General features: G+C 61.8%; 14 protein-coding genes. 4 read left to right on the forward strand and 10 right to left on the reverse strand.

The features are described from left to right. The coding region (gene istA, locus J9611_RS04545; protein WP_211878099.1) for an IS21 family transposase at positions 1 to 755 on the reverse strand (755 nt) is incomplete at its 3' end. 250 nt (positions 756 to 1,005) lie between these two features. Next, positions 1,006 to 1,668: a glycosyltransferase gene (locus J9611_RS04550; RefSeq protein ID WP_372447761.1), complete on the reverse strand. Its 663-nt coding sequence runs from the start codon at positions 1,666 to 1,668 to the stop codon at positions 1,006 to 1,008. Positions 1,669 to 1,732: 64 nt separating this feature from the next. Between J9611_RS04550 and J9611_RS04555 the strand changes: the two genes are divergently transcribed. Further along, complete coding sequence (locus tag J9611_RS04555; protein WP_211878103.1) at positions 1,733 to 3,034, forward strand: ISL3 family transposase; 1,302 nt, start codon at positions 1,733 to 1,735, stop codon at positions 3,032 to 3,034. On the opposite strand, the gene J9611_RS04560 is transcribed toward J9611_RS04555, so the two are convergent. The 3 genes from J9611_RS04560 to J9611_RS04570 all read right to left on the reverse strand — a co-directional run bounded on the left by J9611_RS04560 (position 3,031) and on the right by J9611_RS04570 (position 5,068). Then, positions 3,031 to 3,177, reverse strand: coding sequence for a hypothetical protein (locus J9611_RS04560; protein WP_211878105.1), 147 nt, complete (start codon positions 3,175 to 3,177; stop codon positions 3,031 to 3,033). The two genes, J9611_RS04555 and J9611_RS04560, sit on opposite strands and share 4 nt — an antisense overlap. Positions 3,178 to 3,241: 64 nt before the next feature. Continuing rightward, positions 3,242 to 3,958, reverse strand: a complete 717-nt coding sequence (locus tag J9611_RS04565; protein ID WP_211878107.1) for a hypothetical protein — start codon at positions 3,956 to 3,958, stop codon at positions 3,242 to 3,244. Positions 3,959 to 4,153: 195 nt separating this feature from the next. After that, on the reverse strand, positions 4,154 to 5,068 hold the full coding sequence (locus J9611_RS04570; RefSeq protein ID WP_211878109.1) for a GT-D fold domain-containing glycosyltransferase: 915 nt from the start codon (positions 5,066 to 5,068) through the stop codon (positions 4,154 to 4,156). A 967-nt stretch (positions 5,069 to 6,035) separates the two neighbouring features. Between J9611_RS04570 and J9611_RS04575 the strand changes: the two genes are divergently transcribed. After that, complete coding sequence (locus J9611_RS04575) at positions 6,036 to 6,275, forward strand: hypothetical protein (RefSeq protein WP_211878111.1); 240 nt, start codon at positions 6,036 to 6,038, stop codon at positions 6,273 to 6,275. A gap of 59 nt (positions 6,276 to 6,334) precedes the next feature. Here the strand turns inward: J9611_RS04575 and J9611_RS22275 are convergent, their stop codons facing one another. Together J9611_RS22275 and J9611_RS04580 are read right to left on the reverse strand one after the other, a co-directional pair. Beyond that, positions 6,335 to 6,457 carry a hypothetical protein gene (locus J9611_RS22275; RefSeq protein ID WP_281414523.1) on the reverse strand — a complete coding sequence of 41 codons (123 nt, stop codon included), beginning with the start codon at positions 6,455 to 6,457 and terminating at the stop codon, positions 6,335 to 6,337. Between the two features lie 326 nt (positions 6,458 to 6,783). Continuing rightward, positions 6,784 to 8,121, reverse strand: a complete 1,338-nt coding sequence (locus J9611_RS04580; RefSeq protein ID WP_211878113.1) for an endonuclease/exonuclease/phosphatase family protein — start codon at positions 8,119 to 8,121, stop codon at positions 6,784 to 6,786. Here J9611_RS04580 and J9611_RS04585 point away from each other — a divergent pair. Next, positions 8,110 to 10,350: a helix-turn-helix domain-containing protein gene (locus tag J9611_RS04585; protein ID WP_211878115.1), complete on the forward strand. Its 2,241-nt coding sequence runs from the start codon at positions 8,110 to 8,112 to the stop codon at positions 10,348 to 10,350. The two genes, J9611_RS04580 and J9611_RS04585, sit on opposite strands and share 12 nt — an antisense overlap. Here J9611_RS04585 and J9611_RS04590 read toward each other — a convergent pair. After that, positions 10,347 to 11,156 carry a fibronectin type III domain-containing protein gene (locus J9611_RS04590; protein ID WP_211878117.1) on the reverse strand — a complete coding sequence of 270 codons (810 nt, stop codon included), beginning with the start codon at positions 11,154 to 11,156 and terminating at the stop codon, positions 10,347 to 10,349. The genes J9611_RS04585 and J9611_RS04590 overlap by 4 nt on opposite strands. Positions 11,157 to 11,493: 337 nt before the next feature. Here J9611_RS04590 and J9611_RS04595 point away from each other — a divergent pair, with 337 nt between their 5' ends. After that, a complete protein-coding gene (locus J9611_RS04595; protein WP_211878119.1) occupies positions 11,494 to 12,843 on the forward strand; it encodes an endonuclease/exonuclease/phosphatase family protein in 1,350 nt (449 codons plus the stop codon). A gap of 118 nt (positions 12,844 to 12,961) precedes the next feature. Here the strand turns inward: J9611_RS04595 and J9611_RS22460 are convergent, their stop codons facing one another. After that, the gene (locus J9611_RS22460; protein ID WP_211878121.1) at positions 12,962 to 14,305 is read right to left on the reverse strand and encodes a glycosyltransferase; all 1,344 of its coding nucleotides are present in this window, start codon (positions 14,303 to 14,305) and stop codon (positions 12,962 to 12,964) included. Positions 14,306 to 14,493: 188 nt separating this feature from the next. Further along, complete coding sequence (locus J9611_RS04605) at positions 14,494 to 16,362, reverse strand: glycosyltransferase (RefSeq protein ID WP_211878123.1); 1,869 nt, start codon at positions 16,360 to 16,362, stop codon at positions 14,494 to 14,496. Between the last annotated feature and the right edge of the window lie 67 nt (positions 16,363 to 16,429).

Consider the following 16,429-nt stretch of genomic DNA (forward strand, 5'->3'; position numbering starts at 1 on the left):
TTCGGGTGCCTCACTCGGCCCGGTAGTACCGCCGCTGAATAATGCGCCGCCATCTCCCGATACGCGTCGTTGAGCACGACCTCGCCCTCGCGCGGATGAGAGATCACCCCGGTCTTGAGATTGTCGGGCACGAGCCGCGGGACCGTGCCGCCGAAGAACGCGAACATCTCCGCATGCGCGCGCAGCCACGAATCCTGCCGCATATCCAGGCACGCCTCCACGAACGCATACCTGCTGAACGGCAGACACGCGACGAACAAATACACCTTCGAGACCTCTCCCGTTGCCGGATCGACCAGCTGCATCGTCGGCCCGGACCAGTCGACCTCGATGCTGCGGCCGGCCTTGTGGCCGACCCGGGACGAGGCGCCAGTGACCATCGCGTGATCGCCATAAAGCCTGCAGAACCGGTCATAACTCATCGCCGCTTGCCCCGCCCGACTGGATGCGTCGACATACTCCTGGTGCAGCAGCTTCAACGTCACCCCAACCCTGGCCAGCTCCCGGTGCACCTGGCCCCAGTCCGGCTGCATAAACACGCTCTCGCGCACCCCGCGGCCGGGAAATAGCGCCAGATAAACCTCACCATCAGACAAATCAGCAACGTCATCCCAGCCGAGCCCTGCCCGATCAGCAGCCTCGATCACCGCCTGAACGCTGTGCCGAGACATGCCCTGAGCAGACGAGATAGCCCTGCCCGATAGGCCTTGATTGCGAAACCGCAAAACCAGTTTCGCCTTGATCTTCCGTACCATTGCCGGTAATCCTTCCGCCACGTGGCCCTCACGTGGTGGAAGGAGCCTTACAGATGGCGCTCACCCACACCGACACTGGCGCTCACCCACGCCAATCGGGATTCCGACCACGGCGCTCACCCGCACCACCTCTGGACCCCCTGAAGGCCAATATTCAGAATACCTCAGCAACCCTTAACTGAACGGTATTGCGGCTAAGGCACGAAGAAGCCCCGCGCACCTTGACCGGTGTGCGGGGCTTCTCTTTTCGTTAGTAGCCGAGGATTTTCCGCCACTCGTCAATGAGCCTTGCTTCCGAGATTCGATCCACAATCGTAGTGCTTGCCTGCGACATGCGCTCGCGGTGCTCCTCGTTCAGAAGCAGGAACGAGATCGAGTCGGCGAGGTCTTTGACGTTCCCTGGTTCCACGAGCATCGCGTCAATCCCGGGTCGGATGAGGTCCTGCGGCCCGTACTTGAAGCCATAGGAGACGGGCACGCAACCGGCGGCCATGCTCTCCCCCATGGAGAGGCAGAAGCCCTCGTAGGTGGATGCGACGATGGACACGGCGGCTTCAGAGAAAACTTGAGACGCGTCCGCAGTGAAGCCGGGAATATTCACCGAATCGCCCAGCCCCAGCCTGTCGATCTCGTCCCGGATCTTCCGCTCGTCGGCGCCACGCCCGTACAGCTCCAGCTGCGCATCAGGCACAATCTTCAGGACTTCCTTGAACGCCGACAGTACAGGAATTTGCCCCTTGACGTGATCGAAGCGGCTGACCATGACAACCTTCTTTGGGTCGCGCGGGCCCACCCCTGTCGCGGGCGCCATGTGGTGCGGGATGACGTGGATGGATTCCTGGTAGCCGAATTGCTTCCAAAGGTGGCTCTCCTGACTCTTCCGTGGGCGTTTCCGGAGCGCCTTAACGACCACACGCCGCTTCCTGTCTAGGTTTCTGACTGTTCAAGGAACAGAAACTTTCAGACGGGAAAACGGCGTGCGAAATGCAAGACTATGGCGAACAATGCTCGGTGTCGAGAAAACGGTCGTCGAGGCCATCGAATTTGACGATGAATCCGGGGTTCTGGTCGCCTCGGTCAGGCCGACAGGCTCGATGCGCAACCGGTGCGGGATCTGCCTCCGCCGTTGCCCGAAATACGACCAGGGCCAGGGGCGACGGCGCTGGCGGGCACTGGACGCCGGGGCGATCCGGGTCGAGTTGGAAGCCTACGCCCCGAGGGTGTCCTGCCGGGTCCACGGCGTGACCGTGGCCGCCGTGCCCTGGGCCCGGCATCAGGCCGGCCACACCCGCCATTTCGACGCGCAGGTCGCCTGGCTGGCCACGCAAACGTCCAAGACCGCCATCACGGAGCTGATGCGTATCGCCTGGCGCACTGTCGGGGCGATCATCACCCGGGTCTGGGACGATACCAGCAAGGTCCACGACCAGTTCGCCGGCCTGAGGCGGATCGGTATTGACGAGATCTCCTACAAGCGCGGCCACAAGTATCTGACCGTCGTCGTCGACCACGACAGCGGCCGGCTGGTCTGGGCGGCGCCGGGCCAGGACAAGGCCACCCTGGGCACGTTCTTCGACGCCCTCGGGGCAGAACGCTGCGCCCGGATCTCCCATGTTTCCGCCGACGGGGCCGCGTGGATCGCCGTTGTCGTGGCCCGGCGGTGCCCGAATGCGGTCCGCTGCGCCGACCCGTTCCATGTCGTCAAATGGGCCACCGAAGCCCTCGACGAGGTGCGCCGGGGCGCGTGGAACGACGCCCGGAAGGCAGCCCGGACCACCGAGGCCAGGCGCGGCCGCGGCCGGCCCGCGAAAGACGCGCCGGCCCGCCCGGACAGTGCCCGCGCAGCCGGTCTGAAGAACTCCCGCTACGCGCTCTGGAAGAACCCGGAGAACCTGACCGAGAAGCAGCAGGTCAAGCTCGCCTGGATCGTGCAGACCGACCCCGCCCTCGGCCGGGCCTACTACCTCAAGGAAGGTCTCCGGGTCATTTTCAAACTACCCCACCACGAAGCCGCCGAAGCCCTCGATAAATGGGTTGCCTGGGCGCGCCGGTGCCGGATCCCCGCGTTCGTGAAGCTCCAACGCAGCATCGTCAACCACCGCGCCGCGATCCTCGCCGCCATCGAACACGGACTCTCCAACGGACGCGTCGAATCGATGAACACCAAGATCAGACTCATCACCCGCATCGCCTTCGGCTTCAAATCACCCGAAGCACTCATCGCCCTCGCAATGCTCAGCCTCGGAGGTCACAAACCGGTGCTCCCCGGCCGAAACTAACCCACGGAAGAGTCAGGAGGGCCCCAAAGGTCCTGCCGCTGCTCCTCAGTCAGGACAACGACAGCGTCGAACGTGGGGATGTGCTCGATGAGGTCCCGCATGTCCGGCCTGGTCCCGCTGCCGTACTTGTGAGGCTCAGCCAAGTGGTTGTTATGCACCGTGTAGATCACCCGGGCACCGTTCTCCCGCTGCAACCGTTCAAGGGCCCTACGCCTCGTTCCGTACTCGGAGATGATGACAGGGATGGCGTCGCCCACTAGCACGAACTCTTGCATCCAGTACGCGAAGAGATCTACGGAGTCTTGGAAGAACAGGCTCGCGTCGCCTTGGCGGTTGACCACGATACCCCCGGACCCGCCCGGAGCCGGGGTCCACGATCTCCTCCATATAACAGGTCCCATCGCGGCGGATGTAGCGGATGACCTCGGTCTTGTTGTCGGCATTCATCATCTCGACTTTGCACACCGCGCCCGCCTCGTCATGCCATTCCCGCCGGAGCCGTGTGCGACCCCGCATGTGGTCGATGAAGTTAACCTTCTGCCCGCGCCACCAGACGAAGTGTTTGTATTCCCCGCCCTCGTAGCCGCGCTGGACCTCGGCGTTCTTGTTGTCCTGCACGTAATCCCACGCCTCGCCAGTCCCGAGGGGGGCGGTGTACTCGACGTCGGCGGGGTAGACGGATTGCCCGGCCAAGTCGTGGTGAAGGCTGCGGAACGTGATGAGGTCCTCAAGGCGGTCCATGAGCCGCGAAGTGTGCCGGTCATAGTCGCAGTAGAACTTGTCTATCAGAATCTCGGTGGAGACCGACGCCTTGGCTAGCGCTTCGGCCCGGCGGAGGACGGACATTCCCAGCCCTGTCGGATGCTCGGGCATACCACCGAACATGGCAACGTAAACGTGGGGATTCTGAGGTTCTGAAAGCATCCGCCAAGCATACAGCAGGCGATTGCGGGGGCGGATACGATGACGGCGCGAGGTTTTGCTTGGACCGAGGCCGACGCCCGCGCGTTTCATCTCTGCCGCACCCCACGTCGCGACGCGGCCCCGGTCATAGCAGAAAAATGCCCTCACCCCGCGTAGGGTAAGGGCCTTTTGGTCATCTGCGCGTCGTCCCCCCGCTCAGCTTCGTGCGATAGGTGTGTGCTCTGGGAAAGCACCACCGTTAATCACGTTGTTGTAGCTGCTGCTCAGGTGTCCAATGTCCAAGGCGCGTTTGCCGAGCTGCGCCAACCGGTGAGCCAAGACCGTACCTGCCGGTCCCAGGGAGATGAGAACCAGGTCGTCCTTACCATCCGCGAGGCGCCGGCTAAGGTCTTCTATGTCATTAAAGGCATCCCGCGGCATGGAATATTCGAAGCGCGTTGAAGCGACACTGTCGAACAAAGCCGGCTCCAAATCGAACCGGGATCCGTGCCCCGTCACGATGGCAACATTTTTGCCAGCCCACAAAGACTTCCAGCCCTCGACGGCCTCCTGACCGAACGCCTGGAACATGAGGGGCCGGGACACGTGACTGTTGCCGAAACGCTCGGTGGCATCCAGCATTGGCTCAACCTGATCCCAGACCTCGTGGTAAACCGTCGTCCAGTGAAGATCAACGAAGACGTTAGGCATACCGACCAAGAGCTTAGGAGCGCCTTCACCTTTAATGGCTTCCTTCAAACCCTGCTGAAGGCGAGCAGAGTTCTTCTGGAACGACACGTTGAAGTCGAGCCGGGTCATCATCCTGAACTCCCCGTCGCCGAAGCGCGCGAAGCTCAACTCCTCATCCCGGATCAGATCCAGCGTCTCCATGAACCCCAACTGCTTGGGGATGATCGCCGCACGGACTTGGCTGAGGAGCGGGGCTCCGAGAATGGTCTTCAAGCTCTCCACCGTGAGGCGCGTCTTGTTAGCTTCCCAATGTGTCTTGGTTGCCAGCTCTGTCTGAGTTTTCAGCTGGGACGCTACATCCGCGAGCAGCTTGTTCTGCTCCGCGAGGTGGTCAGAGATGGCCGCGAAGGGCGTTAACATGGTTTCAAGCTGGCTGGTCAAGACTCTCCCCTGGTTGATGTGTGACTCGCAATCTTACAACGCGCAGAGTCTCGCCTCGGCAATCGCTTCATGGAGGTCAGACGTGAAGACGCTACCGACCTTGTCCATTTTCGCTGCCAGCACCTCCTGGACATAAACGCTTTCAAGCGCGCTTACGGGGCGATTGCTTCCGAGGCGGTCTTGGGCTTTGTCTTAGTCTACTCATCCATAACAAACGATTCTAAGGCCCCACCACCGCTACCATTTTCCGCATGACATCCTTTACCCTCGGCGGCGCGACATACGACCTCGTGAAGCCTAACCCCGGGCACAACCCGGAGGACGCCAGGTCATGGGAGCACGGGAGACGCCCGAAGGTGGTAGCCAGCCTACCGCTGGCGAGCGGAGAGGCTATCGATTTCTACGCGCACGCCGACCGGTGGAATCCGTCCCGCATTCTGGTGTCCTGGCTCGATGACGACAGGCACGTTCACTGGGCTTGGATCCCCGCCGGCAAACGTCCGCCGCGTCACGGATTCCGAATGGCATATCGAGGGGTACCGGCGCTGCCGGAGAATCTGCGGCACATCCAGTGGGGCAAGCGGCCCCCGGGCTTCCTTTCGGCTTTGATGTTCGGCCGCGTCCGTATCCTTCTGCAAGACTCACTTAGTTGCAAACTGTCCGAAGCATGGCCCGTTCCTTGTGTCCGGGATCGTGAGCCTGGGACGGCGCTCCGCCATTACGTTCATCAATAACCGTGTCGAGTGCCCGAAGTGCGGGGCTGACGCCGCGATGATCGCCGGCCACTACCGTTCGGATGCATCGGGCAAGGTCACGGCGATTCTATCGCCTACGCCAGCCCAGATGCTTCGACTCCAGTCGGCATTGATGTGGGGGGTACCAGGCGATTCGGGCAGATGCCGATCCGGCGAATGTGGCGGCAAAGCTGCGGAAGACTGTTGAGAATCAGGCTCCCGCCCTAGTCTCCATGATCGACGCCGCTATCGGGCCCAAGGGAGCAGGGGTTGCGCAATGGATCGCCGTACTCCTGACCGTCATCAATATGTTCATGTCCGGCCACCAGCAGCTGTCGCCGGAGGACGATTACAGGATCATTGAACAGGTCCAAAAGCAGGAGACTAAGGTTGATCAGCCGCCAACAACGGACACTCCGCCGCGCAAGAAGCTACCAGAACCGGGAACGGACCAGCCGACGCAATCGATGTAGCTCCGGAACGACTCCGCTTTGTCCGGGGGAATCAGCTGTTGTCGGCCAGCACTTCGTTCTCAGGCCGCGGCTGGTAGCTGGCGGCTGCCCGATCTCTCGGGCAACGTGATGGCGGGCAGCTGGTCGAAGCCCTGCCGGATGCTCTCGGGCCGGAACTTCAGATAGATCGTAGTGGTGTCCATTTTCGAGTGCCGTATGCAGCGCTTCACTACGAAGTCGCTGACCCCGCTTCCTGCATCTCAATTGCAAGGGCCGTCCGCAGGTCATGGGGTCGGTGCTTGAGCCCGGCGCGCTTGATCGCGTCACGCAAAGACGGCGAGAGTGGAGGCGAAGAACACGGCCATTTAGCACCTGCCCGCATTATGCCCAGAGGCGCCCAAACATCGGTCTGATCATTCACCGGGCAGGGGATTTCATCAGGAACCACGAACGTCACGTGAGAGATTCAAGCCCGCAACTACGCGAAGTCGAGGCCTTCAGAGGGGCCGTTGCGTCCACCATGATGCAGTTAAGGCAGGCCCACCTTCGCCACAACCATGTTGTGATCGGAAGGAAATACGCCAGCGTAGTTGCCCTTGGCGTCCAGGCTGGCGACAGTTTCCCACTCCCCAACCCGCATCTTGGACGTAAAAATGTAATCGATGTAGGTTCCGTTGGCGGCCGGATTGGCGTTGGCCCTCGGGACGGTCCCCAGGCCGTTCCAGCTGTTCAGGTGGGTGTTGATCCGCTTCTCTGCCGTTGCGCCCATACTCGGGAATTCCTGCAGGTAGTCGTTACCGAGGGGATCCACGAGTCCTGCTGCCGTGAGGACGTCGTAGGGGGCGTTTGACGGTTTCAGCCATTTGCTGGAGTTCAAGTCGCCGGTGACAACAACGGGCAGGCCGGCCCTGTTTTGCGTCTTAATTACCGAGACGATGGCCTCCGCCTGCCTCTTTCGCAGCTCGTAGAAGCCGGCGGCCTTGCTGGAGGACAAGTGCGTGTCACCGAAGAAGAAGGTTTTGCCTGTGGATTTCTGCTTCACAACGGCCCAGGCGAAATAGCGCCGGTTTTCCGGGACGCTGCTCGCTGGCAGGGCGCTGGAACCCGACCGGATGACTTGTACAGCAGCGGGGTTGTAGAAGATCCGCGTTCCCTGCGAGGCCCCCCGATCCTGGAAAACGCAGCCATCCGGCGTCGTGGAGTTTACGCAGTTGTTCCGTTGCGTGTTGGTGAGTTCATATTGAGCGCCCGCAGATTTCAGCCTCTGCAGCAGGTCCTCGAACTGTGAGAGCCCTCCGGCATGCCCCGGCTCATCGAGCCAGCCCTGAGAGGCTTCCTGGACACCGAGAATATCGGGCATTCGCGACTTGATGGTGCTGACTACAGCTCCGCGCCGCCCGGCCCAGGAAAGCGCATTCGGATTCTCGTCATCCTCCGCGACGCAGTTGGCGCACATGACGTTGAAGCTCGCCACGGTGAGCGGGGATACCAGAGGCGCCGGAGCCGGCGGCAGCGGCTGGGTCTTGATGGCCAGGACCGGAGTGTAGGCGCTGAGTGACACCCCGGCGCCGTCGATGGCCCGAACCCGGAAGTAATACGTGGTTGAGGGGTTCAGCCCCCGCGTTTCGGCCGCCCTCATGCCGGCGTAGCGACGCAAGGTTGGCTTCGACATGTCCGGGCGGCTGGAAAACGCCACTCGATACCCCAGGACTCTAGACATAGGGTGATTCCGCTTGAACGGTTTCCGCACGATTCCGGTCTTTTGCTCCATGCGATGGCTGTTAATTTCGCCCCGAGTGCGATAAAATCTAAGTAATAGATTGGTCGGCTTGGGAGGGGTGGGATGATGAGCGTGATGACTGCCCAACTGCCTCTTCCCAAAGCAATGGATGCCGGAGCGGTGCCGATAGGTCTCGCGGCGTCACTGCTGGAGGATGCCAAGGGCGGACGTGTGTTCGTTCACGGGGAACTCTCCTATGCCTGGGACGACGGGGATGTCGCGACCCGACGGTTCGCGGCGGCGAAACTGGCGGACATCAAAGCCGCTTCGGTGGCGGAGATCGCTGCCGCGTTCGGCGTTGAGGCGATCACTTTGTGGCGCTGGCGTCAGTTCCTGGCCGCGGAAGGGGTGCTGGGCCTGGCCCCGGAAAAGCCCGGCCCGAAGGGGCCCAGCCGGCTGACGGAACCGAAGAAGTCCGAAATCTGTGCCTTGCGGGCCACCGGACTGTCGCTGCGGGCGATCGGGGCAAAGGTGGGTGTCTCCGAATTCAGTGTGCGACGGACACTGGCCATGCCGGTGTCAACCGGTCCGGAACCGGTGAAGCAGGATGCGCGCGCCACATGTGCGGAAGCGGAACCAGCAGCCGGGTTGCCGGTGCTGCCTGAGCCTGTGGACCGTTCCGGGGAGCGGGCTGCTGCCCGGACCGGACTGATCGAGTGCGCGGCGCCGGTGTTCGCCCCGGCGGCCCGGGTGCCGCTGGCCGGACTGTTCCTGGCCCTGCCCGCCCTTCAGGCAACGGGATTACTGGAGTGTTCGAAGGACGTCTTCGGGGCGCTGCCGAACGGGTTTTACGGTCTGGACACGATCCTCACCGGCGCCGTGTTCCAAGCCCTGGCCGGGGAACCGCGGGCCGAGGGGACCACCCGGATCGACCCGGTATCGATGGGCAGGGTGCTGGGCCTGGACCGGGCGCCGGAAGTGAAAACGCTCCGCCGCAAAACCGCTGCCCTGGCCGCGACCGGCAAGGCCGGGGACCTGCTCACCGCGATGGCAACCTGGCACCTCCACGGCAGCGCTGACGAGGGTGGGGATCTGGCCGCGGTGCTCTACGTTGACGGGCACGTGCGCGCCTACCAGGGGACCAGGAAGATCGGCAAGGTCCACTCCACGAGGTTGAAGTTCCCGGTCCCGGCGACCGAGGAGACCTGGGTCGCCGACGCTGCCGGGGCCCCGGTGCTGGTGGTCATGGCCGAGCCCGGGGCGGCCCTGACCGGGGAACTGCGCCGGCTGCTTCCCACCCTGCGGGCCATCATCGGCGATGACCGGAGGGTGCTGGTCGGTTTTGACCGGGGAGGTTGGTCCCCGGCCCTGTTCCAACACATGGCCGGGAAGGGCTTTGACGTGCTGACCTGGCGCAAGGGCACCACGGACGACATCGAAAATTCCCTGTTCACCGAGGTCGCCCACACGGACGGGCACGGTGAAACCCGGTCCTGGAATGCGGCCGACACCAACGTTGAGGTCCCCATCGGGACGACCGGGGAAGTGTTCGCGATGCGCCAGCTCAGCCGCCAGGTCAAGGTCCCCGGAGGCGGGTCACGGCAGATCCACATCCTCACCACCGACACCGGCATGCCGGCCGGGGAGGTCATCTACCGGATGGCGGCCAGATGGCGGCAGGAGAACTACTTCCGCTACGCCCGGATACGTTTCGCGCTGGATTCCCACGACGCCTATGCCAGCACCGATGACGATCCGGAACGGTCGGTGCCGAACCCGGCCAAACGCAAGGCCTACCAGGAAGTCCTCGCCGCCAAAACCCACTACGAGAAGGTCCTGGCCGACACCGATGCGGCGTTGCTGGCCGCCCGGACCCCGGCGCCGGGAATGGCCACGGTCCTGATCACCAACGCCGGGCACAACGCGATCACCGCGGACCTGTTCGCCGCCGAAACAGCCCTCCAACAGGCCCAGGCCGCGCACCAGGGAATCCCGGCCCGGCTGCCGCTGGGCGACATTGCCCCGGGACAGCAGGTCCTGGACACCGAAACGAAACTGCTCACGCATGCGATCCGGATGGCCGCGTTCAACACCGCGTCAACACTGGCGAGGGAGGTCCGCATCAACACCGGCTACGCCCGAGCCGACGATGAGGCCCACGCGCTGGTCCGCCAGGCCCTCACCGGCAGCGGGGACATCGACCCCAGCCAGGACGGCTACCTCACCATCCGCCTCGACCCGCTCCCCACCCGCCGGGCCACCGCCGCGATCGCCGCACTCTGCGCCCACCTCACCACCACCGAAACCCGGTACCCCGGCACAGACCGGATCCTGCGATTCGAGGTCAAAAACCGCGAAACGTCAGCCAACAATTAAAACGCTATGTCCAGAGTCCTGTACCCCGGAGCGTTGGGCACCGCGTTCCACTTCAGGTTCACTGTCCGGTGCGTGGCTGTTGCACTAAACCCCGCGGGAGTGGGATAGGGGTCAACCGGCGTAGTGAACGTCACCGTTGGCGAATACGCCGTCAGGTTCACGCCCGCAGCGTCGATTACGCGCACCCGGGCAAAATACGTTGTTTCGGGCTTGAGTCCGTTGATGGTGCCGGAAGAGGCGGTGAAACGGGTGAAGCCCGAATCGCTCATGTCCGCCTTGCTGAAAGTCTGTACCCGGTAGCCCACGGCGTTTGCGACAGGGTTCCAGGAGACGTTCGCGGAGCTGTGGCTTGTGGGGGTCGCCTTCAGACCGCTGGGCACCGCAAACGCGGGCGCTGCCGCCGTCGTCGCCGAAACCGGAGCCGAATAACCCGTCAATGTCGTCCCGTCATCTGCAATCCCCCGGACCCGGAACTGATACGTCGTGCTCTTGACCAGGTTCCGGATCACCGCCACGGAATCAGTGAACCGGAAATACAGCGAGTCACTCATATCCGCCTTGCTGTACGCCTGCACCCGGTACCGCGGCACATTCGCCGACTTCACCCATGACAAACTCACCGAGGTATCCGTCTGCCCCGTGGACTTCACCCCCACAGGCACCGCAAACGCGGGCGTCGCCTCGGTGGCGAGGCCCGGTGACAGTGCGTGAGCCGAAGTCCCCGCCATCAACAGCACAAGGGTGGAGGCAATCACCGCAATAAGGTATTTCCTGCCGGCGGCCGATCGTTGCCAGATGTTCGCCATTTCGGGACCGTGCTTTCGATATGGAATCATCCGACGCATCGATTCCGTGGGTGCGAGTTCTATCCCTAACTATCGGCACGTAGAGCGAATCCGTTAGGCATGCAGGGCGCGGACTGCGGGCCCGGAGCAGGTCTGAATTAGTCACTGGATGCGCAAAGACCGCCTGACTGCCGTAATCACGAGACCTAAATCACAGAATGTCCCTTGCGCGGTGTACATATTGATTCACTCGTGCGACACTATGGTGTCCGCCGGCAACTTCTGTCGCTAATCGCACCTTTTAGTCGCGCTCTATGCCGCCCTTCAGGTGCCCAAAGTCCCACTGATAAGGTCTCGCATGCCAAAAAACAGTCGTGGCTCGACATTTCGTCTTCGCCCGCTTTCCGTTCTGATCACGGCAATACTTCTCCTTCTGTCCGGCGCCCCGGGAGCGTTTGCGGCGACTCCCGCCCCGTCCGGTCTCAAATCACCCGCTCAAACAAGCACGTCGGTCTTCATTTCGTGGAACGCCGTTAGCGGCGCGCCGAGATATCGCGTCCAATATTCCACCAAGTCTGACTTTTCGGACTCGACATACAACCGGTATACAACAACGTCCACCGAGATACGGGGACTGAAAAGCAACACCACCTATTACGTACGGGTCAGAGTCATCTCTGCAGATGGAACCACGAGCTTAAGCCCCTATTCAGCCGTCATAACAACCACGACGAAGACTGCACTGGTTATTGCCCCGGTAGTCAATCCACTGACGGTTGCAAGCTACAACGTGAAGTGTGCCAACTGCTTCGCGGCGGCCGCGAACGAGCTGACGTGGTCCGGCCGCCGGTCAGCCGTGGTCAGTAACATTAAAGCCCAGATGCCGGATGTGATCGGAATGCAGGAAGCCTCCCAGGGCTGGCTTAAGGATGACTCCCGGCCCGGCGGCGTCTCCCAGTTTGAGGACCTCCAAGAGCGGCTGCAGGCGGCCGGTGCAAATTACCAGCTGACCAATTCAAAACGAAACAACTGCGTGAAGGACACGACACCCACCGCTTGCGTCTATGCCGACAAGGGCGCCTCGCAAGGCACCAAGCTTTTCTACAACGCCACCAACGTCTCCTTGGTCAGCCAAGGATCCCTGGCGCTGCCGGTAATCCAAGCAACAGACAACCCCCGCTACCTGGCCTGGGGCATCTTCGTCCAAAAGTCGACAAACAAGCAATTCTTCGTCGGCGACGCACATTTGCAACTCGGCAGCGGAACCGACTACCAGTCCTTGCGCACGAAACAGACGCAGGCCATCACTGCAGAAATCAAGAAACGAAATCCGCAGAATCTCCCCGTGCTCATGGTGGGAGACCTGAACTCGCATAAATGGACGGCGCCGACCAATGCACCCTATGACGTCCTGACTGCGGCCGGTTACGTTGATCCGCTCGGCAACACGTACGCCACCGATCAGCCCAGCGGGACGGCTACAGCCGAGAAGACGGTTGCGGCAAACTATGACAGCTTCAACGCTTTCCACCGTCTGGCCAACGCCCGCAACGCCTGGGGCAACGGGACCTACATGGACTACATCTTCACTTCGAAAATGCGCGTGGTTGAATGGCGCACGGTGGTAGATGTTGATTCCAGTGGGAACTTCATCGGTACCATTCCCTCTGATCACAACATGGTCAAGGCAACGGTCCAGCTCCCCTAGGAGTCGGTCACCTCGGACATGAATTGAGGACCCGCGGTTCTGTTAGCGGCCGGATTTCAGAAGAATCCATGCCAGCCCAACAGGACCACGGGTCCTCTGCGGTTCCTGGCTCGTGAGACTATCGCGGGACTGAACCCGCCATCTGGTCGAGCTTGCGGTCCACGGCCATCGACATTACGGTGGCCCACTGGGATGTCACTGAGTGGTCGTCAAAGCGCTCGGCAGTTTCCCTGGCGGCCTGCCGCATGGACGCCAGCTCGTCAGTTGAAAGCGAGCCCTGCCGGGCGATCCGCCCGGCCAGGCCTTCGATGTCCCCGGCCTCGACCAAATAACCATTGACGCCGTCAACGATAATGTCGGCAGGTCCGTAAGGCATGTCATAAGCAATCGGAATACAACCGACGCTCATCGCCTCCAGGAGCACCAGCGGAAGACCCTCCATTCGACTCGTCAGGAGCACGAAGGAGGCCTCCGAGAGCCGCGCCCTCGGCTCGCTGTCGAAGCCGCCGAGGTGGACGCTGTCATTCAATCCCAGCTTGGAAATCAAGGCCGCCATTTGTTCCCGGACCGGACCTTGTCCATAAATGGTCAGGTCAAACGGCCCGCCTGCCAGGGTGTTTGCCTTGCCGATTCCCCTAATGGCGTGGTCCACCCGCTTGCGGCTTGTCAGACTTGCCAGCATCACCCCGTGGGTCTGGGAACGCCCGGCTGACGTTGGCAGGCTTTCCGGGAGCTCGGTGCTGTTGGGCACAACGAACGTGTTGCCAGGGTTCCCGAAGGCCAAATCAACGTCGTCTTTCTGGCGCTTGGTCAGCAGCACGATCCCGTCGTACGTATTGAGCCGTTCGAAGACATAACGGCGCACTGAACTCAGCTCCCCGTGCGGGGGAACTTGGCCGGATGCCATGTGCGAATTGTGAACCAGGTGCAGGGTCACTACATTGTCCCGGCGGAAACGCGTAATAAAATTGGCGGTGGACTTACTGTCCACAATCATGAATGTTTCCCGGTTGCCCACAACTGTGTCCAGCCAGAAAAGATACAGCGGCCACATCCTGTTCCAGGCTGCTACGGGTTCCCCGTTGTGGTCGCACAGGGTGATAAGCCGCCCGCCCTCTGTGCCAGGTTCGTTGACGTCACGCTGATCCGAGACGAACAGACTCCCGTCGGCACGGAAATAGTCCACCTGGAGTGTTTTATCCGCGGCCGCATCGACGCGTATTTTGCGCCCCAGGGACCCTTCCGAAAGTTCCTGGGTATGAGGTTCTTCGTCGGAGACTGGAGCAAAAGTTCCCGTAAGGTTCTTGTCTGCGCGGGCCACGGACAGCCCTTGGTCCGGCAGGGCGGCAAGTTCTTCCCAAAGGTTCCGCAGGCGCATACCCGGAACCAGTTCGCCGGCAACCTGCATCTCACAGCGCACATCATCGAGGGTGTTGTCATACTCGAAAGTGAGAATGTCCACGGGTACTCCGGCTTCGCGGACAAATGCCCGCGAACGCCGAAGAAGAGCGCTGGTCATCCCGCCGAAGTCTACGGGTATCCCCCACGTGACGGCGCAATGGTAACCCGCCGGCATCTCTATCGGCGACTGGGTTTCGTTATTTGCTGAAGGCATTTCTGGCTCGTATCTGTGGTTGTTCAAGTATCAGGTTAGGCGAAGCTGATGCTCATGTTGCCGTGCGCCGTGGCATACGGGCGCGGAGCAGCCTTGGCGTCCGCCAATGGCATCCGAGTCACGGCAGTTGCCCCACCTAGCCGGGTTTCAAGGTAAACGTCCACTGTGCGGCTTCCTATGGCGGCAAGGATATCCGGCTCGAATGCGAATCCGACGGAATACGTACCTGATGAATCCCGGGTAATGTTCCCGGCCGCAGCCCGGAAGAACGCTTCACCCGGCCTGATCCGCAGCCTGCCATAAAACCCCGGGATGTCCTCCTGCCATGTCGGCTGCTGCAGCCGCAGCTTCAACGTGGCCCGGACCTCCAGGTCTCCGCCGGACCCGTACAAACACGATGAGTCTTCAATCTCGACGGTGTGATCCGTTTTCCTGGCCCGTTTGCGCTCGGCCGCATGCTTCATGGCCTCAACCCACTGCTGCACAACCTTCTTATCGGAGAAGTCGTCAGCCCTCCGCCGCGCGGCGCTGCGCATCTGTTCCATTTGGAGCGGCGGCATGTCGACAAAAGCGGCGATGCAGCGGGCGAGCTCCTCGACGTTGCCGTACTCCACGAGGAATCCATCAACACCGTGAGTGATGACGGACGCGGGGCCGTACGGCAGGTCGTAAGCGATAGGGATACAGCCCGCCGCCATGCTCTCCACAATGACCAGAGGCAAGGCCTCCGAGGTGCTGGTCAGCAACGAAAACGACGCTTCCTTGAAATGAGACTGAGCGTTCGTGACGTGACCCATTAGCTGAACGTTGTCGCGTTCCTGCAGGTCGACGATCAGCTTCTCCAACTGGGCGCGCTGGGATCCGTCACCGAAAACGCTTAGCCCGACAGGAGCCGGGAGGAGGGAATTCGCGAGGTGAATGGCCCGGACGGAGTGGTCAACGCGCTTTCGGTGACTGAGAGTCGCTGCCTGCATTCCTGCCCGCGCTTTTCGCGTGCCCATGGATTCTGGTGCAGATTCAAGGGACCTTCCGTTCGGGATGACGTAAGTGCGTCCAACGTCAGATTGCCTTTTGCGCACGTCAGTCGCCTGCTGCTCAGTGAGGAAGACAACGCCGTCGAAGTTGTCCAGCCGCGGGAAAACTTCCTGAGCAGACGCGGTCATTTCTGAAGCGAAACCCGCGGTGGCGTCTTCCAGATGGCTTTCATGGACCTGGTAAAACACAACGGCCGTGTCTCGCTGATAACTCGCCATGAAGCGAGCAGTATTCTTATTGTCCACCACGAAGTACGCTTGTTCCCCTGCCACGACATAGTCCAGCCAGGAGCGATACAAGCCCCATGCGGATCCCCAATCCTGCAGGGGAAGACCCGCGGAATCACAAAGCGTCAGTGACCGGCCTCCGTGTACCCCCAGTTGCTTCGCGTCGTGCCGGTCAGACAAGAGGAGCGATCCGTCCGCGCGAAAATGATCGACCTGCAACAGCGTCTTCCCATCGTCCGCGTAGCGGGCCAGACGCTTGTGCGGGCCCTCCAGTTCGACGAGGTCCGGGGCATTCTGGGTGGACAAGGGAGAGTACGCAGCAAAGGCGTCAGCCTCGGTGGCAGCGGCCTGAGCTGACGGTGACCCGTCCAGTGCAGCCATAGCCGGCAGGTCTTCCCAGAGATTCAGGATGCGGGTGCCCTCCGAGAGGAAGCCCCGTTCTTCCAGGACGCCGCGGAGAGCGGAGTAGTCCCGGAAGTCGTCGAAGGTCAGGATGTCAACGGGCGCTCCCCCTTCGGAGGCGAAGGAGCGTGAACGATGCAGCATTGCGTTCGTTCGTCCTGCGAATTCTGCCGGCAGGCTCCAGGTCACGGCAAAATGCCTGCCGGCCGGAAGCAGCCTGGCTGTTGGTTCAGAGTTCAACTAGTCCCCATTTTCCTTTCTGCACAGTGAACCTTTGAGGCCACCGTCGAGTGCGAGTTCCGATGTA

It is taken from the genome of Pseudarthrobacter albicanus, from assembly GCF_018224015.1.
GTDB classification, from domain to species: Bacteria; Actinomycetota; Actinomycetes; order Actinomycetales; family Micrococcaceae; genus Arthrobacter; species Arthrobacter albicanus.